This is a genomic window from Streptomyces sp. NPDC053474 (genome assembly GCF_044544845.1).
GTDB lineage: Bacteria > Actinomycetota > Actinomycetes > Streptomycetales > Streptomycetaceae > Streptomyces.
In genome coordinates this window covers 13,085-31,507 of the sequence record NZ_JBITXV010000003.1, presented here as the reverse complement: position 1 = coordinate 31,507, position 18,423 = coordinate 13,085, and the positions used below count along the sequence as shown (strand labels likewise).

The following is an 18,423-nucleotide window of genomic DNA, read 5'->3' as shown; positions in this document are numbered from 1 at the left end:
CGTTCCTGCCCCCGCGAGCGGAGGTGGGCATGCCTGCCACCGGTACCGACCCGCTGTGGAACAGCGCACTCGCCCGCGCCCTCGTCGCCCGCTGCGACCCGGGCGGGCTGATCCGGCTGGGCCGCGAGCACCGCGGCTGGCGCCAGAGCGACCTCGGCGAGCGCATCGGCTGCTCGGCCTCCACCGTCTCCCGAATCGAACAGCGCGGCAGACGCACCGACCTCACTGTCCTGCGGCGTGCCGCCCGCGAGGTGGGCGTACCGACACACGTGCTGGCTGCGTCGCTCGGGCTCAGCGCCTCTCCAGCCACTAGGGTGGCCCGCGACAGGCCACGCTGCGCCGAGGAGGCCGATCCCATGCGCCGTCGTACGCTTCTCGCCGCCGCGGGGTTCGTCGGCCCTGCCGCGCTGCTGAGCTCGTTGGACGATGCGCTGGCCGTCACGCCTGACCCGACCGGGTCACCGGTCCCTCTCGACGCCCGGTTGGCCGCAGCCCGTGCCACCTTTGACGCTGGCCGCCACACGGCATTCCTCCAGGGCCTGCCCGGCCTCCTCGGAGACCTGCACCACGACGTTCGTACGCGTGGTACCGACCACGCCCACGCTCGCCTGTCCGTCTGCTACGGCCTGGCCACAGCCGCCCTGATCAAGATCGGCCGCTACCCGCAGGCCCGCTTGACCGCCGACCGCGCCACCTCTCACGCCGAACTGTCCGGATCTCCGTTGGCTGCTGCGGCCGCCGCCCGCGAGCTGAGCATCGTCCTGCGCCACCAGGACCAGTCCCCGGCCGCGCAGCGGCTGGTCCACCAGGCCCTCCGGGGCGTCGAGCAGACCGGGCTCAGGACCGACGCCCAGGCCTCGGCGTACGCCCAGATGCTCTGCACCACCGCGTACACCGCGGCCCGCGCCAACGACCGCGACCAGGCCCTCACCATGATCGGAGAGGCCCGCCGCGCTGCCCGCGACCTTCCCAGCCATGCTTCCGAGGGGCGGCTGTTCCCTCTCACCCCGGCCGCGGTCGACCTGTACGCAGTCGGGGTGCACTGGGCACTCGGCGACGCGGGTACGGCTCTCGACGTGGGCCGTGGCCTGCATCCCGGCCACTTCAGGACACCCGAGCGCAAAGCCAGGCTGCACACCGACCTCGGCCGCGCGTGGTGGCAGTGGGGCAAGCCCGAGCAGACGGCGACGGAGCTACTCTCGGCCGCCCGGGTCTCACCGGGCGAGGTACGCGACCGCCCCGCGATCCGGACGATCATCTCCGACCTCCGCGCCAAACACCCACGGACACCGGGCGTACGCGAACTGGCCGCGGCCGCGGGGCTGACCGCCGCCTGATAGCTGGCGCTCGCCCTGGCCGTCGCCCTCACGGGCGAGGAGTGAAGGCGGCGGCCGCGCGGAGTCTCTCCAGAACCGCGATGCACTCTGCGCGGAGTCCCAGCAGAGGACGATGTGATCAGGGGGGACCTCGCACGCGCGGGACCACACGGTCCGGTACCAGGACCGCACTCCGAGCACGGGACCACCCCCGCACGCGCGGGGACCACAGGCCGCGACCTGCGGCTCTATGTCGTCGGCAGTGGATTTCCCCTTACTTCGTGAGATCTCGATGATGTCTGTCAGTGGAACGCCCTTGTGCGTGATGGGTGTTGGCTCGCTGGTGTACCCATGGTGCCTTGAGGGCCGTGCATCGGTGGATTGTTGGGATGTCACGGCGAGTTTGGGGTGCGGGGATACGATTCTGAGGGTCGTCTGGGGTTGACGGACAGGGAGAGGTCTCGTGGCCAAGTTGGTTCAGGAGCAGCTGCTTGAGGTGTTCGTGGACGACTACGCGTTCGCCTTTCAGGAGTCGTGGGATGCCGAGCTGCCGGTCGAGTTTCCCGACGGCTTGAACGCCGATGTGTTCGTGAATGCGTTTCCGGGCCGGGTGGACGTGTCCAGTGCCGGTCACATTCATACTGCCGCGGTGAAGGTGCAGGTGTGGGACGGAGCGCCGCCTGCTGAAGGTGCCGCTGTGTGGGATGTGAGTGACGAGACCGGGTTCGAGTCGGTGAGCGGTGAAGTCGCCGTGTGGACGCCAACCTTGGGGCGCACCGATGATCTGATCAAGCTCGGCGGCAAGGGCTCGTGGCGGGTGCGGGTGCACTGTGCGGGCCGCGAGGAGGTGGCCGCGTTGAGGGGTTCGGAAGCGTCCATTGTGGGCGTCGAGCGCTATCTGGTGCAGTTCTTCCCGGGCTGCTGACTGGAACGGGGGCGGCCGGTGGGCGGCGACCGCCCCCGGTTCGTCACGTTGTGATTTTTACGAGGAAGGCGTCGTCCTTGGTGTCAGCGAGCATCCTGTTCTTGGCGTAGAAACCTTTCAGCAGCAGTCCGGCGTCGCGGTTGTGCTCTGCCCGAACCGGTTTGGCTGAGAAGTTGAACTTCCGGGCGTCCGGGTCGTATTGATGTTCGGCGGCTCCTTCCAGTGTGGAGCGGAAGGGGTACTCATCGCACTGCTTCTTGCCGCCCTCCGTATAGTTCGGGCCCCAGTACCTCTTGCATTGAGCGATGGCGGCCTTGCCGTTGTCCTCGTTGCGCCTACTGTCTCGTGTCCGGTGCAAGGGGGCATTGGGATTCTGTCCGGGCACCTTCTTGGCGGACATGTACGGCTTGGTGTCGTCCGGGCTGAGGAAGGCGAGCCGGATGTGCTTGGCGACTTCCTGCTCCACCGCTCCGTTCTTGGCGCTGTACACGAGCGGGACGGCGTAGCTGAAGGTCGCTGCACCGCGCCGGGCGGGGTTGCCGCTGCCGGTGGAGTTGGCCAGATAGCCGGCGGCTTCCCACCGGGGAGCGAGCAGGAACAGCTTGGTGCTGGAAGGGGGCTTCACGGTCCACGGGGCGGGAGGTGTGACGGTGATGGTCGGCTGGTAGACCGCGAAGATCGTGTCGAGCCGACCGCTGCCCTGGCCCGGTTTGGCATGGACGGTGTGCGTGAACGACTTCTGGCGCTTGGCCTCGGCGAAGGTCTTGGTGCCGGGCATGGTGCCGCCGTAGGTGTAGCGGGCGCGGGACGGCCAGCTCTGGGTGATCTCCGGCTTCACCGAGATCTTGAGGGCGTTGGCGGGGACGCTGCCGACCTTGCCCATCTCGCTGAAGTGGAACTCGTAGTCGGTCTCCCGGCTGTTCTTGGCGACCGTGCCCACCACGCGCAGGTTGAACCAGCTCTTGCCCTTGACGCGTCCGTTCTTCAGCCAGGTCTGGAGGAAGGACGTGCCTGTGCACACGGCGAAGCGGGACTTGACGAAGAACTTCTTGTCGCTTCCCAGCCCTTTCCTGCATTCGTCCAGGGTCATCTTCCGCGAGGGCTCGGGGTAGATGGCGTCACCGGGAGCCAGGGCCGAGGGCAGTGAGGCGGGCGGCGTGGGTGCGAAGGACGACTCCTTGGCGACTTTCCCATGGGCGGCGGCAGGCCCCACTGTCTCGGCTGCGGTGAGGGGCTTCTGCGTTCGGCTGGTCCGGGCCATCGCGTGCAGTCCTTCCAGGCCGCCGTCGGCTTGAAGCTGCGTGAGTGAAGGAAGGGGCGTGCCCAGTGGCAGCGCGTAGGTGAGCACAGCTGCGTCCGAGCCGTCGTCGGCGAGCGCGGGTGCGGCGGTGGGCAGGGCGGTGACGGCCAAGGCGACGGCCAGGGTCGTGCGGCACGATATGCCCAACCACGGTCTTGTCATGGGGCGTTCTCCTGTTCGGCACGTGCCGGGCTCGTCCGGCACGGAGGCGCAAGATTTACCGAACTGGTGACCGAAGCGTGGCGTGGGGGGCCCAAGGCGGCGCGATACAGCGCTTCGCTGGCCAGAAGCGCCCCGGCCGTCCCTGGGGCGTTGAGGAACCTGGTGGTGAGGCGGAGTACCGCAGCGCGTCCTGACTGATGCGAACCGACACACTGAACCCGTGTGGAGCTGCCGCGGGAGCGGCGGAAGGCTCACGCCCCGCAGCAGATGCTCACGCTCGTCTGGCTCGCGGCCGCCCACCGTGAGTGCTGTCGCGTGATTCCGGGTCGTGCGGCGCGGCCTCACGATCGCGCAGACCGTTGCAGGCGGTCGTGCGGATGCGACAGTGGCGGGACTTGTGTGCGCGCCATGAGTGCTTGATCGAGGGGCCCGTGGAGCCTAGAGGGCGGCGAAACTTGTGGGTTCTACTCGGCGGTGAGGCCGGAGGTGGTGCGCAGCAGGGCGCAGTACTGGCCGTTTGGTGGGGCCCCGCAGGCGCGGGGACCACGGCCCGCCACGGCGGCCCGGTCGCTGCTGGCCGGGTCCACCCCCGCACGCGCGGGGACCACGAGCGCTCCAGCCTGTACGGGACTGACTCCCTGGGGCCACCCCCGCACGCGCGGGGACCACCGGACGACGGCCGCGGGCGCGCCCACCGTGTGGGGACCACCCCCCCCGCACGCGCGGGGACCACGGCTGGGACAAGCAGGACGACCTGGCCGCAGCGGGACCACCCCCGCACGCGCGGGGACCACACGTTCGGGCCGGGGCGGGCGGACGGCGCGCGGGGACCACCCCCGCACGCGCGGGGACCACGACGGCGGACGTGGATGCCCGCGCCGGGTCCTGGGACCACCCCCGCACGCGCGGGGACCACCTCCCGCTTGGCTCATGCCTGATGAGGCCGTGGGGACCACCCCCGCACGCGCGGGGACCACAGGTCAAGCTGTTCCGGACCGACGGCAGCGTCGGGACCACCCCCGCACGCGCGGGGACCACGGATCAATCGCGCCGGTGACGTCCACCTGGACGGGACCACCCCCGCACGCGCGGGGACCACAGGTCGCGACCTGCGGCTCTACGTGGTCGGCAGTGGAATTTCCCCTACTTCTTGAGAAACCGGCATTCCACCTGGATGCGCACAAACCCCTTCCACGAACCGCAGCACCTCCCCAGCCACAGCCTCCCGGCAATGAACTCGCAATGGCGTCACGCCTGTAGAGACGCGTCGCCGTGAGCCTTGGTTGGGCGGCATGGGCAGGGGCCGGGTGCGCCCCTGCCCATGCTGGGTGGCTGCGTGTGCGTCAGCAAAAGCCTTCGCCGTTTCGGGTAGGTCGCCGTGTCTCGCCCCGGCCTGGGCGGGAGCGAATCACGTGGACAGATCCGACTCTCCGGCAATGCCGCAGGGCCACCCGCCCCACCGCGTGGGCCGCGGCCGGTGGAGGGGCTCCCCGTACGCGCGGGGCGCCGCCGTGCATCCGGCCAGTGAAGCCCGTCGAGCGCGGCACCCAGGCAGCGACATTACGGACTTTCGCCCCGCCCGTTTTGGGACCAATGGCCCCCTGTTGCCCGCGAACGCATGGATACCTTTGCCCCTTCTTGACGCTTTCTTTAACTGGGAGGGGACCCGTGTCAGAGAGCCCGCCGAGGCGCTCGTTCCGGAGGGCGGCGGTGCTGAGCACCTGTCTCGCGCTGTCCGGACTGCTCGCCTTCGAGGCCGTCGTATCCGGCGCCACCGCTGTTACCGCCACCGCCGCTCCACGGCCCAGCGAGGCCGACAACGGGCCCGCGCCGAAGCCCCCGACCGACGCCTCAGGCGCCGTGCTGAAGGCGCGCCTCGACGGCAAACGCGTCGAGGTCGTCGACGGTCGCACCGAGACCCGCACCCTGTGGGCGAACCCGGACGGGACCCTGACGGAGGACCAGGCGGCAGGCCCCGTGCGCTTCCGCGCGGAGGACGGCTCCTGGCGGAGCGTCGACATCAACCTTGCCGAGCGGGCGGACGGCAGTGTCGCCGCCAAGGCCCATCCGCTGGGCCTCACGCTCGCGGGCCCCGCCCCCGAGCGCGCCGACGCGGCGGCCACCCGTCGGCTCCGAGCCGGTGAGCCGGTGCCCGCGGCCACTCCCTTGGTGTCCCTGAAGTCTCCGGAGGGGCAGCGTGTCGAACTCGGCTGGCGGGGTGCCCTGCCCGCGCCCCGGATCGACGGCACCAAGGCGACCTATCCCGAAGCCCTGCCCCGCGCCGATCTCGTCGTGGACGCCACCCGTACGGGCTTCGAACAGTTCCTGTCCCTCAAGTCCCGCGCGGCCGTGGACGAGGCGGGCACCCTGCGCATGACCCTCACCGCGAAGGGCCTGACCGCCAAGGCGTCGCCGGACGGTGGCGTGACCTTCATCGACGCCAAGACGGGGAAGGCGGCTGGGACGCTGCCCGCCCCCGTCATGTGGGACGCCCGCGTCGACGCGCGCTCCGGGGAGCATCCGCATCGCGCGCCGGTCGAGATGGCCTTCGCCCAGCGCGGTGACATGGTCGATCTGACGCTCACCCCGGACGCGGATTTCCTCGCCGACTCCGAGACCCGGTTCCCGGTCACCGTCGACCCGTCCGTGAACCTGCTGTCCACCTTCACCACGTTCGTCCAGGAGGGCTGGACCACCGACCAGTCCACCGCCAAGGAGCTGAAGCTGGGCAACAACGGGTCGGGGCAGGTCGCCCGCTCCTTCCTGAAGTTCGACAACCGGCCGGTGAAGCACGCCGAGATCAAGTCGGCGACGCTCAAGCTCTGGAACCACCACGCGTGGTCCTGCCAGGCCCGCGCCTGGGAGGTGTGGGACACCAACTCGGCCAGCACCGCGACCCGTTGGGACAGTCAGCCCAAGTGGAACCGCAAGTGGGCGACCTCCACCCAGACCAAGGGCTTCGGCAGCGGCTGCGAGGACGGGTGGGTGAGCGCCGACATCACCAACCTGGCGCGGGCGTGGGCCACCAACCCGTACAACGAGAACGTCCTGGGCATCCGGGCCACGGACGAGAAGGACCCGTACGCCTGGAAGCGCTTCAACTCCCGCAACGCGGCGCGCGACGTGCCGGTCATCTCGGTGACCTACAACCGCCTGCCCGCCGCGCCGAGCGCCGTGAAGCTCGACCCCTCGGCGTCCAACACCTTCAACAAGCGGACGTACGCCACCTCCAACACCCCCACCTTCTCCGCGAAGGTCTCCGACCCGGACGGCGGCACCGTCAAGGCACAGTTCGAGGTGACCGCCGACCCGGGCCCCGGTGACGCGGGCTCCTACTCCTGGACCGGCACCAGTACGGGCGTCGCGTCCGGCGCCGTCGCCAAGGTGACGCTCCCCGCAGACAAGAAGCTCGGCTCCTTCGCCTACCGTGTCCGCGCCCGCGCCCACGACGGCTCCGCCTACGGCCCGTGGAGCGAGTACGCGCCCTTCAGGGTGAACACGCTCAAGCCCGTGCGCCCTACGGTCAGTTGCGACGGATATCCGCAGGACGAGTGGACCGCCAAGAACGGCGAGCTGAGCTGCACCTTCACCACCACCTCCAGCGACGGCCGAGGCTTCCTGTACGGCCTGGACGACCCGAACACCCCGCAGCAGGTCAATGACCCGGCGGGCACCGGCGGCAAGCCGCAGACCGTGAAGCTCAAGGCGGCCAAGGGCTGGCACACCCTGCACGCCCGCACCGTCGACTCGGCCGGGCTGCTCTCGGGCACGAGCACGCTCCAGTTCGGCGTCGGTACCAAGCCCGCCGCGCTGCCCGTCCCGGACGTACCCACCACACTCCAGGAAGGCGCGACCGACACCCCGACGCCGCTGCTCTCCGGCGTCGTCACCTCCGGCGACCAGACCCGGGTGAGCGGCGAGTTCGCGCTCTACGACGCCTCCGGCAAGGCCCTGTCCGGTGTCGCCCTGCCGCCGCCCACCGAGGAGAGCGGCAGCCGTGTGGCCACGGTGATCCCCGAGGACACGCTCGTCCCGGGCACCACGTACCAGTGGGCCATGCGCGCTTGCGGCGAGGCCGCGTGCTCCCCGTGGACGCCCAAGCGCACGTTCACCGCGAAGGCCCCGAAGGCCGACCCGGTCCCGGACACCCGCACGCTGGAGATCGCGGCGCTGACGGACGCCACCGCCCCGGTCGGCGCCGAGGACTGCGCCGGAAAGGACTGTGCCGCCGTCCGTGACGAGACGCTGCGCGTGGGCACGCCCGGCGGTGCCTCCTGGCGCTCCTGGCTCAAGGCCGACCTCGCCGCCGTCCCCGCCGGAGCGCGCATCACCGACGCCCGTCTGAAGCTGCACCGCGCGGACTGCTCCGCCGACGACGACTGCGCCGAGCCCGCCGCGACCCTGAAGGACCTCGCCGAGGCGTGGGGCCCCGAGCAGAGCGGCCAGGCCCTCGCCGCCGCCGCGAGCGACGAGGCGTTCGAGACGGAGGAGGGACTGCCGCTCGCCCTCGGTGACCTGAACATCGGTCCGCTGGTCGAGGGCTGGCTGGAGACGGGCGAGAACGACGGCCTGAGCCTCCAGCTCGGCGACGAGAAGGACGCCGCCCCGGGCGTGGTCTACCACTCCTCGCGCGCCACGGACCCGGCGAAGCGTCCGAAGCTCGTCATCTCCTACATCCCCGCGGCCGCGCCCGGCGTCCCCCAGGACGTCAAGGCCGTTCCGGCCGACGGCGGGCTGCTCGCCACCTGGAACGCCCCGCAGGACTCGGGCTCGGCCACCGACGCCCTGAAGTACACCGTGGTCCTTCGCGAAGGAAAGGAAGAGGTCGCCCGCCAGACGGTGGAGGACACCCGCGCGGTCTTCTCCGGCCTCGACAACGGCGCCGCCCACACGGTCACGGTCACCGCGGCCACGGAGTTCGGCACGTCGAAGACGGCCACCTCGCAGACCGCGAAGCCGGTGGCGGTCGCCTCTCAGGACCGCTACGCCCAAGCCGTACGGGACTACTTCGCGGCCCGCGCCGCGCTTCTCAAGGGCACGCACTCCACCGCGGAGAAGGCCGCGGCCGCGTCCCCGCACGGGGCGATGTTCCGGGACCTGCTCGCCGACCAGGAGCCCGAGCTGACCCGGACCCGCGAGGCCCACACCCGCCACGACCGCCACTTCTCGGAGGTCAAGGCCACCTTCGAGGACCTGCTCACGGGACCGGGCCCGGACAAGACGGTCGTGGTGCGCGGCCGGGTCACTGAGCGGACCGTCCTCACCCACAAGGACGGCACCCAGGAGCCCGAGGAGGGCGAGGCCCCCGGCCGGTTCGTCTTCGCGGACGGCGTCCTGCGCATGGAGGCCAACGACGCCGCCGTCGAGGTCACGATGCCCACCGACCAGGCCGCCGTCCAGGCCGCCACGGTCGCGCCGCCCGCCGAGGACAGCGTGGCGGAGATCGCGCCCCCCGAGGACGAGGCGCTCCCCACCGAGCTTGACGAGGACGGCATGCTCGTCGACGACCCGGCCGCGTCCGGGCCGCCCCTCGCCTACGCCGCGCCGAACCACAGCGGCACCGCCTCCTGGGCCAAGCGCAACGTCAACATCGGCTGGGACCACGGCAACGACTGCGCCAACTTCGTGTCCAAGGCCCTGCACCACGGCGGCAAGATGAAGATCCGGAAGGGCCCGCGCAGGAACCTGTCCAGCTGGTACCGCGGGAAGATCTTCTGGAAGCGGGTCGACAGCTTCACGTGGGCCGCCGCGGCCAACCTCCGCCAGCACCTGAAGAAGCACCGGGGCGGCCGCGAGATCTCCCGCTACGACGCCCGGCCGGGTGACGTGATCTTCGCGTACTACAAGAAGGACCGGCAGTGGAACCACGCCGGCGTCGTCACCGGCGGCAAGCGGGGCAACCTGAACATCACCCAGCACGGCAGCAAGAACCACACCACCCTCAACCAGTGGCTCAAGCCCAAGAAGATCACCGCCATCAGCGTCATCAGGCCGGGGAGGCGCAAGTGAGGGGAGCACGCGTCGCGGGCCCGCTGGCCGCGGCGGCGCTGCTCCTGAGCGCCTGCACCGCGCAGGACCACACCCCGCCGTACGTCAAGGACGGCACGGCCGGCCTCGACCTGTCCGTGACGGGCCAGCCGGTCCCCAAGACCCTGGCCCTCGTCGAGAAGGCGCTCGTCCGCATCCAGCGGCACGACGCCGAGGGTCTCGCGAAGCTGTCGTACGACGGCGAACACGCCGAGGAGAGCGCCGAAGGGTGGGTCACGAAGTGGGGTGACGCCGCACAGAAGCCTATGGTGGCGAACTTCCTGGTCAGCCCGAAGAAGTACGTGGACGTGAAGATCCGCTTCAAGGGGGTGAAGGGCGCCCTGTCCCTCACCCTGCAAGAGGACACGGACGACTGGACGTACGGAATCGTGACGCGCGAAGGCTTCTACGACGACTGATCCGGCGGTGTGGCGCCCTGGGGCAGCCATCCGCTCATGGTGCGAGCCCGGCCGCGTGACGCGGCCGGGCCCGCTTCCCCCGTTGGCGCGCGGGCTCTGCGCTCGCACGGCGGTACCGGACGGGGCGCCCGCCGTCAGGAACCGCGCTGAGTGCCTCAGTACTTGTTCAGACGCCAGTTGCTCCAGTGCCCGGGGGCACCGCCGGTGTTGCCGCCGTTGAACCGCTCCTTGTACCAGGCCCTCCCGTCGGTGCCCTTACAAGTGATCGCGAAGTTCCACCCGTTGGCCCAGGCCATGTCGATGGAGTGGTTGCCGGGCTGGGTGCACTGCCCCCCGAGCGAGGTCCAGCCGCTCGTGCCGCTTCCGGAGCCCCACTTCGTGTACGCCTGCTTGTTCGTGCCGATGACGAAGACCTGCCACTGCCCATTGGGCAGCTTGTGCTTGAGCTGACTGTCGCAGTAGAAGCTTCCGCCCCAGTTGCTGTAGTGGCACCACCCGCCGCTCTGGTAGGTCGTGCCGGGGTCCGACACGGCCAGGGCCGCGCCGCGGCTCTCGGCGCCCGTGGCGGCCTGGGCCGTCACGGCCGTGCCTCCGAGGGCGAGCGTGGCGCCCAGGGCGAGGCCCGTCAACGCGTGTGAGGTGCGCATGGTGATTCCCCCTTGTTCTCCGGTGGTGTGCTCGACACGAGAACTTAAGGGGAGGGCCTCGGGGTTCGCGTCCGCCGCTCGTTAGACCTTGCTCGTCAACCGAGCACGTAACCGGGGTAAACCTGCGCGGCAGCCGACCGGCTCAGTCTCCCGGCCCGGACCCCGGCACCACGAGTCCGCTCTCGTAGGCGACGACCACGGCCTGGGCGCGGCTCTTGAGGTCCAGCTTGGTCATGATGCGGTGCAGGTGCGTCTTCACCGTGCCCTCGCTGAGGAAGAGCTCGGCGGCGATCGTGTCGTTGGTGAGTCCGCGGGCCACCAGGGTGAGGACGTCGAGTTCCCGCGCGGTGAGCTCGGCCAGCTGCTCGGGGCGGCGCAGCGCGGCACCCGGGCGGGGCGTGTACGCCTCGATGAGGCGGCGCATGACCGTCGGCGCGAACAGGGCGTCACCACCCGCGATGGTGGCGATGGCGCCGAGCAGCCGCTGCGGCGGGGTGTCCTTGAGGAGGTAGCCGCAGGCGCCGATGCGCAGCGCGTCGTACACGTACTCGTCCACGTCGAACGTGGTGAGGACGACGACGCGCGGCGGTGGCGCGAGGTCCAGGGCGAGGATGCGCTCCGCCGCGGTGAGGCCGCTGATGCCGGGCAGACGGACGTCCATGAGGACGACGTCGGGCCGGTGCCGCTCGGCCAGGGACACGGCTTCCTCGCCGTCCGCGGCCTCCGTCACGGACGTGAAGCCGGGCGTGGCGCGCACCAGCGCGGCCACCCCCGCCCGGATCAGGTCTTGGTCGTCGACGACGAGAACACTGGTCATGTACGAGCTCCCCCTTAAGCTTCGCTGCCGTCCGGCGCGTCGGGCGCCGGTGTCGCGGCGCCGGTCGGGAGGGTGAGCCGGACCTCGTACCCCCCGTCGCGCCGCGGTCCGGCGGACAGCGAACCCCCGCAGAGGTTCGCCCGTTCCCGCATCCCGATCAAGCCGTACCCGCTCTCCGGCGCCGACATGGCCGGTTCGTGACTGCCGCCGGGCGCCCTGCCATCGTCGCGTACGACGACCGTCACCTGGTCCTGCTCGTAGGCGATGTGGACGTACGCGCTGGTGGGCGCCGCGTGCTTGACCACGTTGGTCAAGGCCTCCTGGACGACGCGGTACGCGCACAGGTCCGGGCCCAGGGCCAGCTTCCGGGCGGTGCCCCGGGTGTCGACGGTGACGCTGACGCCCGCCGCGCCGAGCCGCTCGGCGAGCTCGCCGACCCGGCTGAGCCCGGGCGGGGCGTGCCGCGGCGCGCCGCCGCCCTCTTCGTCGCCGACGTCGTCCACGCGCAGCATCGACAGCAGGCGCCGCAGCTCGTCCAGGGCCTCCCGGCTGGAGTCCGCCACGGCGGACAGGGCCGAGCGCGCCGTCGCTCCGTCGGAGTGGAAGACGTACGCGGCCAGACCGGCCTGCACGGAGATGGCCGACAGGTGGTGGGCGACGACGTCGTGCAGCTCGCGGGCGATGCGGACCCGCTCGCCGAGGACGGCGTTGCGCGCGTGCGCCGCCTGCTCGTTGGCCAACTGGGCGCTGAGGCGCCGCAGTTCGAGATTGCGCTGGGTGATCAGACGCATCGCGTGCCCGAAGGCCAGGGCGATCGCCGGGATGAGGATCCCCTGGGCGAGGACGAGGATCGCGGGAAGGCGCCCGCACACCCCGTTGTACAGGAGCACGGCGCCGGTCAGCGCGGCCGAGGCGAGCGACACGCGTGGCGCGCGCGTCGCGGCCACGCTCACCAGGGCGATCATCGGAGCCCACCAGTTCAGCGAGGGCTGGTAGCCGAGCGCGAGATATCCGGTGTACGCCGCGCAGGAGACGACGAGGGCCACGACGGGGGCCGAGCGGCACCAGGCGAGGGGCAGCGCGACCAGGCACGTGAGCAGGTACGCCCGCGCGTCGAACGGCGCCCACCCCTCCGGGTGGTACTCGTGCCCCGCGACACCTCCGCTCACCGCGAGCCCGGCGGCGAGCGCGGCGTAGACGCTCCGCTGCACGGCCACGGACCGCACTGATCTCACCTGCATCGGTGGATGGTAGGCCCACGCTCAACGCCTGTCGTCAGCCCCGCGGTTGAGTCGCCGTCAACCGTACGCGTACGCGCACTCGTACCTCGGGGATGCCCGCCCGGCTGACGCCGTGGTCTCCGCCGCGGTCGGCTCGGCCGGGCGGGGGGCGTCGTCCTTGACGGGCTTGGTGGGGCGCGCTGATGCGTGCGAGGGTCAGCCCCGCATGCGCGGGGACCACACGCCTGGCCACGGGTCGTCGCCGTCGCCGAGGGGGCCACCCCCGCACGCGCGGGGACCGCACCGTTCAAATCGACGCCGCATTCGGGAGTGCGGGACCACCCCCGCACGCGCGGGGACCGCAAGTCCGCTGGGGTGTTCGGCGGCTTCGGCCCGGGACCATCCCCGCACGCGCGGGGACCACGTGGTGCTCGCCAAGGTGGCGCGGCGTAAGCCGGGACCACCCCCGCACGCGCGGGGGCCACACGGTGACGCCGACGGTGCGCAGGATGTCGACGGGACCACCCCCGCACGCGCGGGGACCACAGGTTCGCGAGGGCGTCGTCGATGGCGTTGAGGGGACCACCCCCGCACGCGCGGGGACCACCGCGGATCCGGCCGGGTACTCGCTGACGACCTGGGACCACCCCCGCACGCGCGGGGACCACTGCGGCCATGAAGTACGGCGCCTTCAGGCAGCGGGACCACCCCCGCACGCGCGGGGACCACAGGCCGCGACCTGCGGTTCTGCACCGTCGGCAGCGGGGTTTCCCTTACTTCTCGAGATACCGGCATTCCGTCTGGGTACGTGCAAACCACTGATAGGTGCCGCAAACCCCTTCCCCGTCGCCGCAGTTGGACGCGAACTCGTGCTGGAGCCAAGCCTATAGAGACGCGTCGGCCTGAGCCTTGGTTGGTCGTTGTCGACAGGGCTGTGTGTCCATGTGTCGCAGATGGGGCCTCGGTCGGCGCGTGGGGCCGGGCCCGCGCGGCCCCACCCTCGCCTGGCGGCTGCGGGGCCGTCAGGCCCGGGGCGCCCACGTGCGCGCTCGCGTGGGGCCGGGCCGCCCCGAAGGGGCGACTGCGTTCGAGGGCCAAAACCGGGTGACGGTCTTGGTGGCTCGTCCCAACATGGGGTTCTCGGGGCTCCATATACTTTCGATATATCGAGGAGTCGGCTAGTCGAGGAGTCGGTTATGGTTGCCCCGTTCGACGCGACGGAGTTTCGGCGGACCCTCGGCTATCTGCCGACCGGGGTTACGGTCATCACCAGCACCGGGGAGCTCGGTGAGCCGGTGGGCATGGCCTGCAACTCCTTCATGTCGGTTTCGTTGAATCCGCCGCTGGTCATGTTCTGCGCCGGGCACGCGTCGGCGACTCTGGTCGATCTCCGGCGGAGCGGCAGATTCTGCGTGAATATCCTGGGCAGCGACCAGGGAGAACTGTGCCGACGGTTCTCGATCAAGGACATCGACCGGTTCGCCGGTGTTCCGTGGACCGATTCGCCCGTCGGCCCTGAATTGGGCGGTGCCGTCGCCTGGCTGTCCTGTGTCATCGAGGTCGAGCACAATGCCGGGGACCACGTCATCATCATCGCCAGGGTGACCGCGCTGCGAGTGAATCCGGACGAGCCCGCGCCGCTGGTGTTCCACCGCGGGAAGTTCGGGACATTCCACGAGAGCGTGGAACCGCTTTCCGGCGGCCCGCGCGCCGCGGCCGCGCTGCCCCGGCAGGCGGTCGGCGGCAGCAGACGCGTGCCGCCGGTAGCTCCGGGCGCGTACGGATACGCGCGGGGATACGCCTACGGATACGCACACGGATAAGGGGCGCAAGCCGCCCGCGTCCCGTACCGCGGCTTCGGCCGTGGAACAGGACTGGGGCATGTGCTGTCCAGAATCTGGACTTTCCGCAAAAGCCGATCTCCGGAATTCATTGGTCCGGATAACTGTGTCAGGGTGGGCGGCGGCGCGGCCAACGGTGGTCGGCACGCCCGCGCCCGCCCGCGTCCACCGCTCTGATATGCCCCCGCGTGATGGGTGATTGCCGCGCCTCTTTGCAGGTCAGCGGCATTAGGTGGAGGAGCGGAATCGCGCGTTCGGCGCCCCGGTCCGCGCACTTCCTCGTCTCTCCGATCGCCGGAGCGAAGGCACGGCGCGCCCGCAGAAACGATTCTTCTTCTCGCAAGTCGCCCATGGCGGCTCAGAAGCTAATAAACCAGACCTATGCTAGCAACCACGGCTAATGGCACCTGGCTCATCGGGGGTGAGTCCTATACATTGGCGTATTGGTAGAAACATCGAACACCGCTCGGGCAGATTATCCCATCCTGGGGGAATTGGAGGGGATACTTAGTGAACTTGGAGCGCCTTTGTTTCCCAAGCCGGTTGCTGGAGTTTTTGAAGTTTATGAATGGAGTTTAGACAGGGACGGCTTCGCCGTCGACGACGTCGCCCACGAGCTGGGCTTCCGTCCTGCCGAGAGCGAGGAGATCGTCGCCAAGCTCCTGGAGCTCCAGCTCATTCAGCCGTCCCGGGACCGGGACGCCTGGTTCATTCCGACGGACCCGGGCATCGCCTCTTCGCAGCTCCTGAACCAGGGCGAGCTCGACCTGCTCGAACGCAAGCTGGCGGTGGGCCAGCTCAGAAACGACCTGGCGCGGCTCTCGCTGCTTTTCCGGTCGAGCAAGTTCGGTAGTCAATATACAAACTCGTTCGATATTGTGAAAGTCCCCGAGACGGTCCGACTGCTGCTCTCGGAGGCGGCCGCGAACAGTTCCCAGGAAGTCGTCTGCATGCAGCCCGGCAGCGGCTGGCCCGCCGACGATCTGGTCGAGTCGCAGAACAACGATTTTCAGGCGCTCAAGCGGGGGGTGCGTCTGCGAGTCCTCTACCAGCATGCCGCCAGGTTCGACACGCCGACCCGCGAGCACGCGGGCAAGCTGATCGAGTCCGGCGCCGAGATCCGGACGGCCGGTGCGCTGTTCGGCAAGATAGTCATCTTCGACCGCACCACGGCGTACATCCCGGCGAGTGGCGAGGACGGCGGTGCCGTCGTCATCCAGGAGCGCTCGCTCATCGACTTCCTCCACTCCTGTTTCGAGCACGTCTGGGCGACCGCGAAGGAGTTCGACACCCGGCGGGCGGAAATCGATGTCATCGGCGGTGACATGAAAAAGGAGATCGTCAAGATGTTGATCTCCGGCGCCAAGGACGAAGCCATCGCCCGGCGCCTCGGCGTATCCGTGCGCACCTGCCGCAAACACATCGGTCAGGTCATGCAGATGTTCGGCGCGACAAGCCGCTTCCAGTTCGGCTACCTCGTGAAGGAGGCGAATCTGGAGGAGGACGTCTGACGCGCGATCCGAGGAAGCCGCACGGCGTCCGGCCTTACGCAACACGGCCGGTCGCCGCGCGGCCGCGCGCTGCCCCGGGGCCCTGGCCCGCGCCCGCCGCACCGGTGGGCCCGCCCTGCCCCGGGGCCGAGGTGTGCCCAGGTCGGACGGGGCGCGGGGGAGGTTCCTCAAGTGGAAGTGCAGCTTGATGAGCGGGCTACGGGGTGGAGCCGCCGTGCGTTCTGTCAGACACTGTGGGCCGTTGCAACAGTGCAACCGCGGAGTTGTTCGCTGAACACCAAGGGGGCCGCGTCCATCCATTCATTCCTCGTTTCGCAGGCCTGTCGGGGCCGTACATGTGGTGCCTCCGAAGCCATCGCGGCGGGGTAATCTGCGCATAGGGCGGTGCACGCGAGTTTCGTGGCGCGCGACCCATGCGAATGTTTAATATTTCTTGGTTACTTCCTTTGGGTCGAGTGTCGTAAAGTCCTCGGTGGCGAGGGCTCAATCGTCGGCGCCGCGCATGCGGCTTGGCCGATCCGCCGATCCATTTTCGTGTTCGCATACATCAAGCGCGATTCTCTGAATTCGGCTATTTTCTTCCGGAAAATCTCTGTCGGACGTAAAGCTGAGGTGTGCTCAATGAGCGGGTCTGTCGTGTGTGGCACCGGTCGGGGGCCGGGAAACCCCCCGGCCCCTCGGGAACGGACGGGTGTGGTCGTCCGATGACCGGCAACGGGGGAGAGCGGCGGCTCGCGGTCTTCGGCGCGGGCGTGATGGGCATCGGCATCGCGACGCTGGCCGTCGGCCGCGGCGTACCGGTGACGCTCGTGGACGTGGACCAGGAGCGCCTGGGCACGGCTCGGCGTCGGCTCCGCGACGAGCTGCGGCTCGCGCAGATGATGGGCGCCCTGCCGCGCGGCGGACCGGCCGGTGAGCTTCAGCTCGCCGACTCCGTGGCCGCCGCGGCGGACGCGACCTGGGTGATCGAGGCGATCACCGAGGTCGCCGAGCTGAAGACCAAGGTGCACCGGGAGATCGCCGCCGCGGTCGCGCCCGGCACGCTGCGGGTCACCAACACCTCGTCCATCCCGGTCGACGAGCTGGCAGGGCAGGTGCCCGGCCCCGAGGACCTGGCGGGCATCCACTTCATGAACCCGCCGTACTTGATCGGCACCCTTGAGGTCGTGCGCGGCCCGCGTACGGCGGAGCGGACGATGACGGCCGTCCAGGAACTCCTCGCCGTCCTGGGCCGCAAGGGCATCGTGGTCGGCGACGGCCCCGGCTTCGTCACCAGCCGGGTCCTGCACCGCATGATCAACGACGCGGCGAACGTCGTCGAGGAGGGCCGGGCCACCGCCGAGGACGTCGACGCCCTGATGGAGGGCTGCCTCGGCCACCCGACGGGCCCGCTGCGGACCGCCGACCTGATCGGCATCGACAACCTTGTCGACTCCCTGTGGGTGCTGCACGAGCGCACCGGGGACGAGGGCTGCCGCCCCAGCGAGCTGCTCCTGCGCAAGGTCGCCGAAGGCCACCACGGCCGCAAGACCGGGCGCGGCTTCTACGAGTACGAGGTCCGCTGATGGCCGGTCAGGTAGAGCTGAACGAGAGCGTCCTGGACTACGTGCGCTCGGTGTCCCTGCGCGACGACGAGATCCTGCGCGACCTCGTCAACGAGACGGCGTTCATGCCGTCCCTGAACGCCATGGTGACCATGCCCGAGGAAGGGCAGCTGCTCGCCCTCCTCGTCGGTCTCACCGGCGCATCGCGGGTCCTTGAGGTCGGCACGTTCACCGGCTACAGCACGCTGTGCATGGCGCGCGCGCTGCCCGTCGGCGGGTCCATCGTCACCTGCGACATCAGCGCGCGCTGGACGAAGATCGCCCGGCGGTACTGGGAGCGCGCCGGGGTAGCCGACCGCATCGAACTGCGGCTCGGCGACGGCGCCGAGTCCATGGCGGCCCTGCTCGCCGAGCACGGCCCCGAGACCTTCGACCTGGTCTTCATCGACGCCGACAAGACCGGCTACGCCCGCTACTACGAAGAGGCGCTGACCCATCTGCGGCCCGGCGGCCTCGTCGTGCTCGACAACACCCTCTACTTCGGGCGGGTCGCGGACCCCGAGGCGCACGACGCCGACACCGAGGCCATCCGCGAGCTCAACGCCTCGCTCCACGTCGACAGCCGGGTGGAGCTCTCGCTGCTCCCCATGGCCGACGGCATCACATTGGCACGCAAGAACAAGGCGCAGTGAGA

12 protein-coding genes and 2 CRISPR repeat arrays are annotated in these 18,423 nt (G+C 70.1%); of the genes, 8 read left to right on the top strand and 4 right to left on the bottom strand.

Features of this window, described 5'->3' with window-relative positions:
• Positions 1 to 29: 29 nt before the first annotated feature.
• Together ACIG3E_RS07015 and ACIG3E_RS07010 are read left to right on the top strand one after the other, a co-directional pair.
• Positions 30 to 1,337 (top strand): helix-turn-helix domain-containing protein, encoded by a 1,308-nt coding sequence (locus ACIG3E_RS07015; protein WP_399612251.1) that lies wholly within the window; start codon positions 30 to 32, stop codon positions 1,335 to 1,337.
• A gap of 442 nt (positions 1,338 to 1,779) precedes the next feature.
• Entirely contained in the window at positions 1,780 to 2,241 is a 462-nt protein-coding gene (locus ACIG3E_RS07010) for a hypothetical protein (RefSeq protein ID WP_399612248.1), read from the top strand.
• A gap of 43 nt (positions 2,242 to 2,284) precedes the next feature.
• Here the strand turns inward: ACIG3E_RS07010 and ACIG3E_RS07005 are convergent, their stop codons facing one another.
• On the bottom strand, positions 2,285 to 3,703 hold the full coding sequence (locus ACIG3E_RS07005) for a hypothetical protein (RefSeq protein ID WP_399612245.1): 1,419 nt from the start codon (positions 3,701 to 3,703) through the stop codon (positions 2,285 to 2,287).
• Positions 3,704 to 4,225: 522 nt separating this feature from the next.
• Positions 4,226 to 4,802: direct repeats of the CRISPR family, unit length 25 nt; unit sequence CCACCCCCGCACGCGCGGGGACCAC.
• A gap of 611 nt (positions 4,803 to 5,413) precedes the next feature.
• Between ACIG3E_RS07005 and ACIG3E_RS07000 the strand changes: the two genes are divergently transcribed.
• Both ACIG3E_RS07000 and ACIG3E_RS06995 read left to right on the top strand, forming a co-directional pair.
• On the top strand, positions 5,414 to 9,712 hold the full coding sequence (locus ACIG3E_RS07000; protein WP_399612242.1) for a DNRLRE domain-containing protein: 4,299 nt from the start codon (positions 5,414 to 5,416) through the stop codon (positions 9,710 to 9,712).
• The gene (locus ACIG3E_RS06995) at positions 9,709 to 10,149 is read left to right on the top strand and encodes a hypothetical protein (protein ID WP_399612240.1); all 441 of its coding nucleotides are present in this window, start codon (positions 9,709 to 9,711) and stop codon (positions 10,147 to 10,149) included. The genes ACIG3E_RS07000 and ACIG3E_RS06995 overlap by 4 nt, the downstream gene beginning before the upstream one ends.
• 155 nt (positions 10,150 to 10,304) lie before the next feature.
• Here the strand turns inward: ACIG3E_RS06995 and ACIG3E_RS06990 are convergent, their stop codons facing one another.
• From ACIG3E_RS06990 to ACIG3E_RS06980, 3 genes are all read right to left on the bottom strand, one after another.
• On the bottom strand, positions 10,305 to 10,796 hold the full coding sequence (locus ACIG3E_RS06990; RefSeq protein ID WP_399612237.1) for a hypothetical protein: 492 nt from the start codon (positions 10,794 to 10,796) through the stop codon (positions 10,305 to 10,307).
• 142 nt (positions 10,797 to 10,938) lie between these two features.
• Positions 10,939 to 11,613, bottom strand: coding sequence for a response regulator (locus tag ACIG3E_RS06985; protein WP_399612235.1), 675 nt, complete (start codon positions 11,611 to 11,613; stop codon positions 10,939 to 10,941).
• Between the two features lie 14 nt (positions 11,614 to 11,627).
• A complete protein-coding gene (locus tag ACIG3E_RS06980) occupies positions 11,628 to 12,854 on the bottom strand; it encodes a sensor histidine kinase (RefSeq protein WP_399612233.1) in 1,227 nt (408 codons plus the stop codon).
• A gap of 191 nt (positions 12,855 to 13,045) precedes the next feature.
• A CRISPR array of direct repeats spans positions 13,046 to 13,562; the repeat unit is 29 nt; unit sequence GGGACCACCCCCGCACGCGCGGGGACCAC.
• A gap of 467 nt (positions 13,563 to 14,029) precedes the next feature.
• Between ACIG3E_RS06980 and ACIG3E_RS06975 the strand changes: the two genes are divergently transcribed.
• From ACIG3E_RS06975 to ACIG3E_RS06960, 4 genes are all read left to right on the top strand, one after another.
• A complete protein-coding gene (locus ACIG3E_RS06975) occupies positions 14,030 to 14,656 on the top strand; it encodes a flavin reductase family protein (protein ID WP_399612232.1) in 627 nt (208 codons plus the stop codon).
• A 545-nt stretch (positions 14,657 to 15,201) separates the two neighbouring features.
• Positions 15,202 to 16,185, top strand: a complete 984-nt coding sequence (locus ACIG3E_RS06970) for a LuxR C-terminal-related transcriptional regulator (protein WP_399612230.1) — start codon at positions 15,202 to 15,204, stop codon at positions 16,183 to 16,185.
• 704 nt (positions 16,186 to 16,889) lie between these two features.
• Positions 16,890 to 17,750 carry a 3-hydroxyacyl-CoA dehydrogenase family protein gene (locus ACIG3E_RS06965; RefSeq protein ID WP_399612228.1) on the top strand — a complete coding sequence of 287 codons (861 nt, stop codon included), beginning with the start codon at positions 16,890 to 16,892 and terminating at the stop codon, positions 17,748 to 17,750.
• The gene (locus ACIG3E_RS06960; RefSeq protein ID WP_399612226.1) at positions 17,750 to 18,421 is read left to right on the top strand and encodes an O-methyltransferase; all 672 of its coding nucleotides are present in this window, start codon (positions 17,750 to 17,752) and stop codon (positions 18,419 to 18,421) included. Before ACIG3E_RS06965 ends, ACIG3E_RS06960 begins: the two co-directional genes overlap by 1 nt.
• Positions 18,422 to 18,423 lie beyond the last annotated feature (2 nt).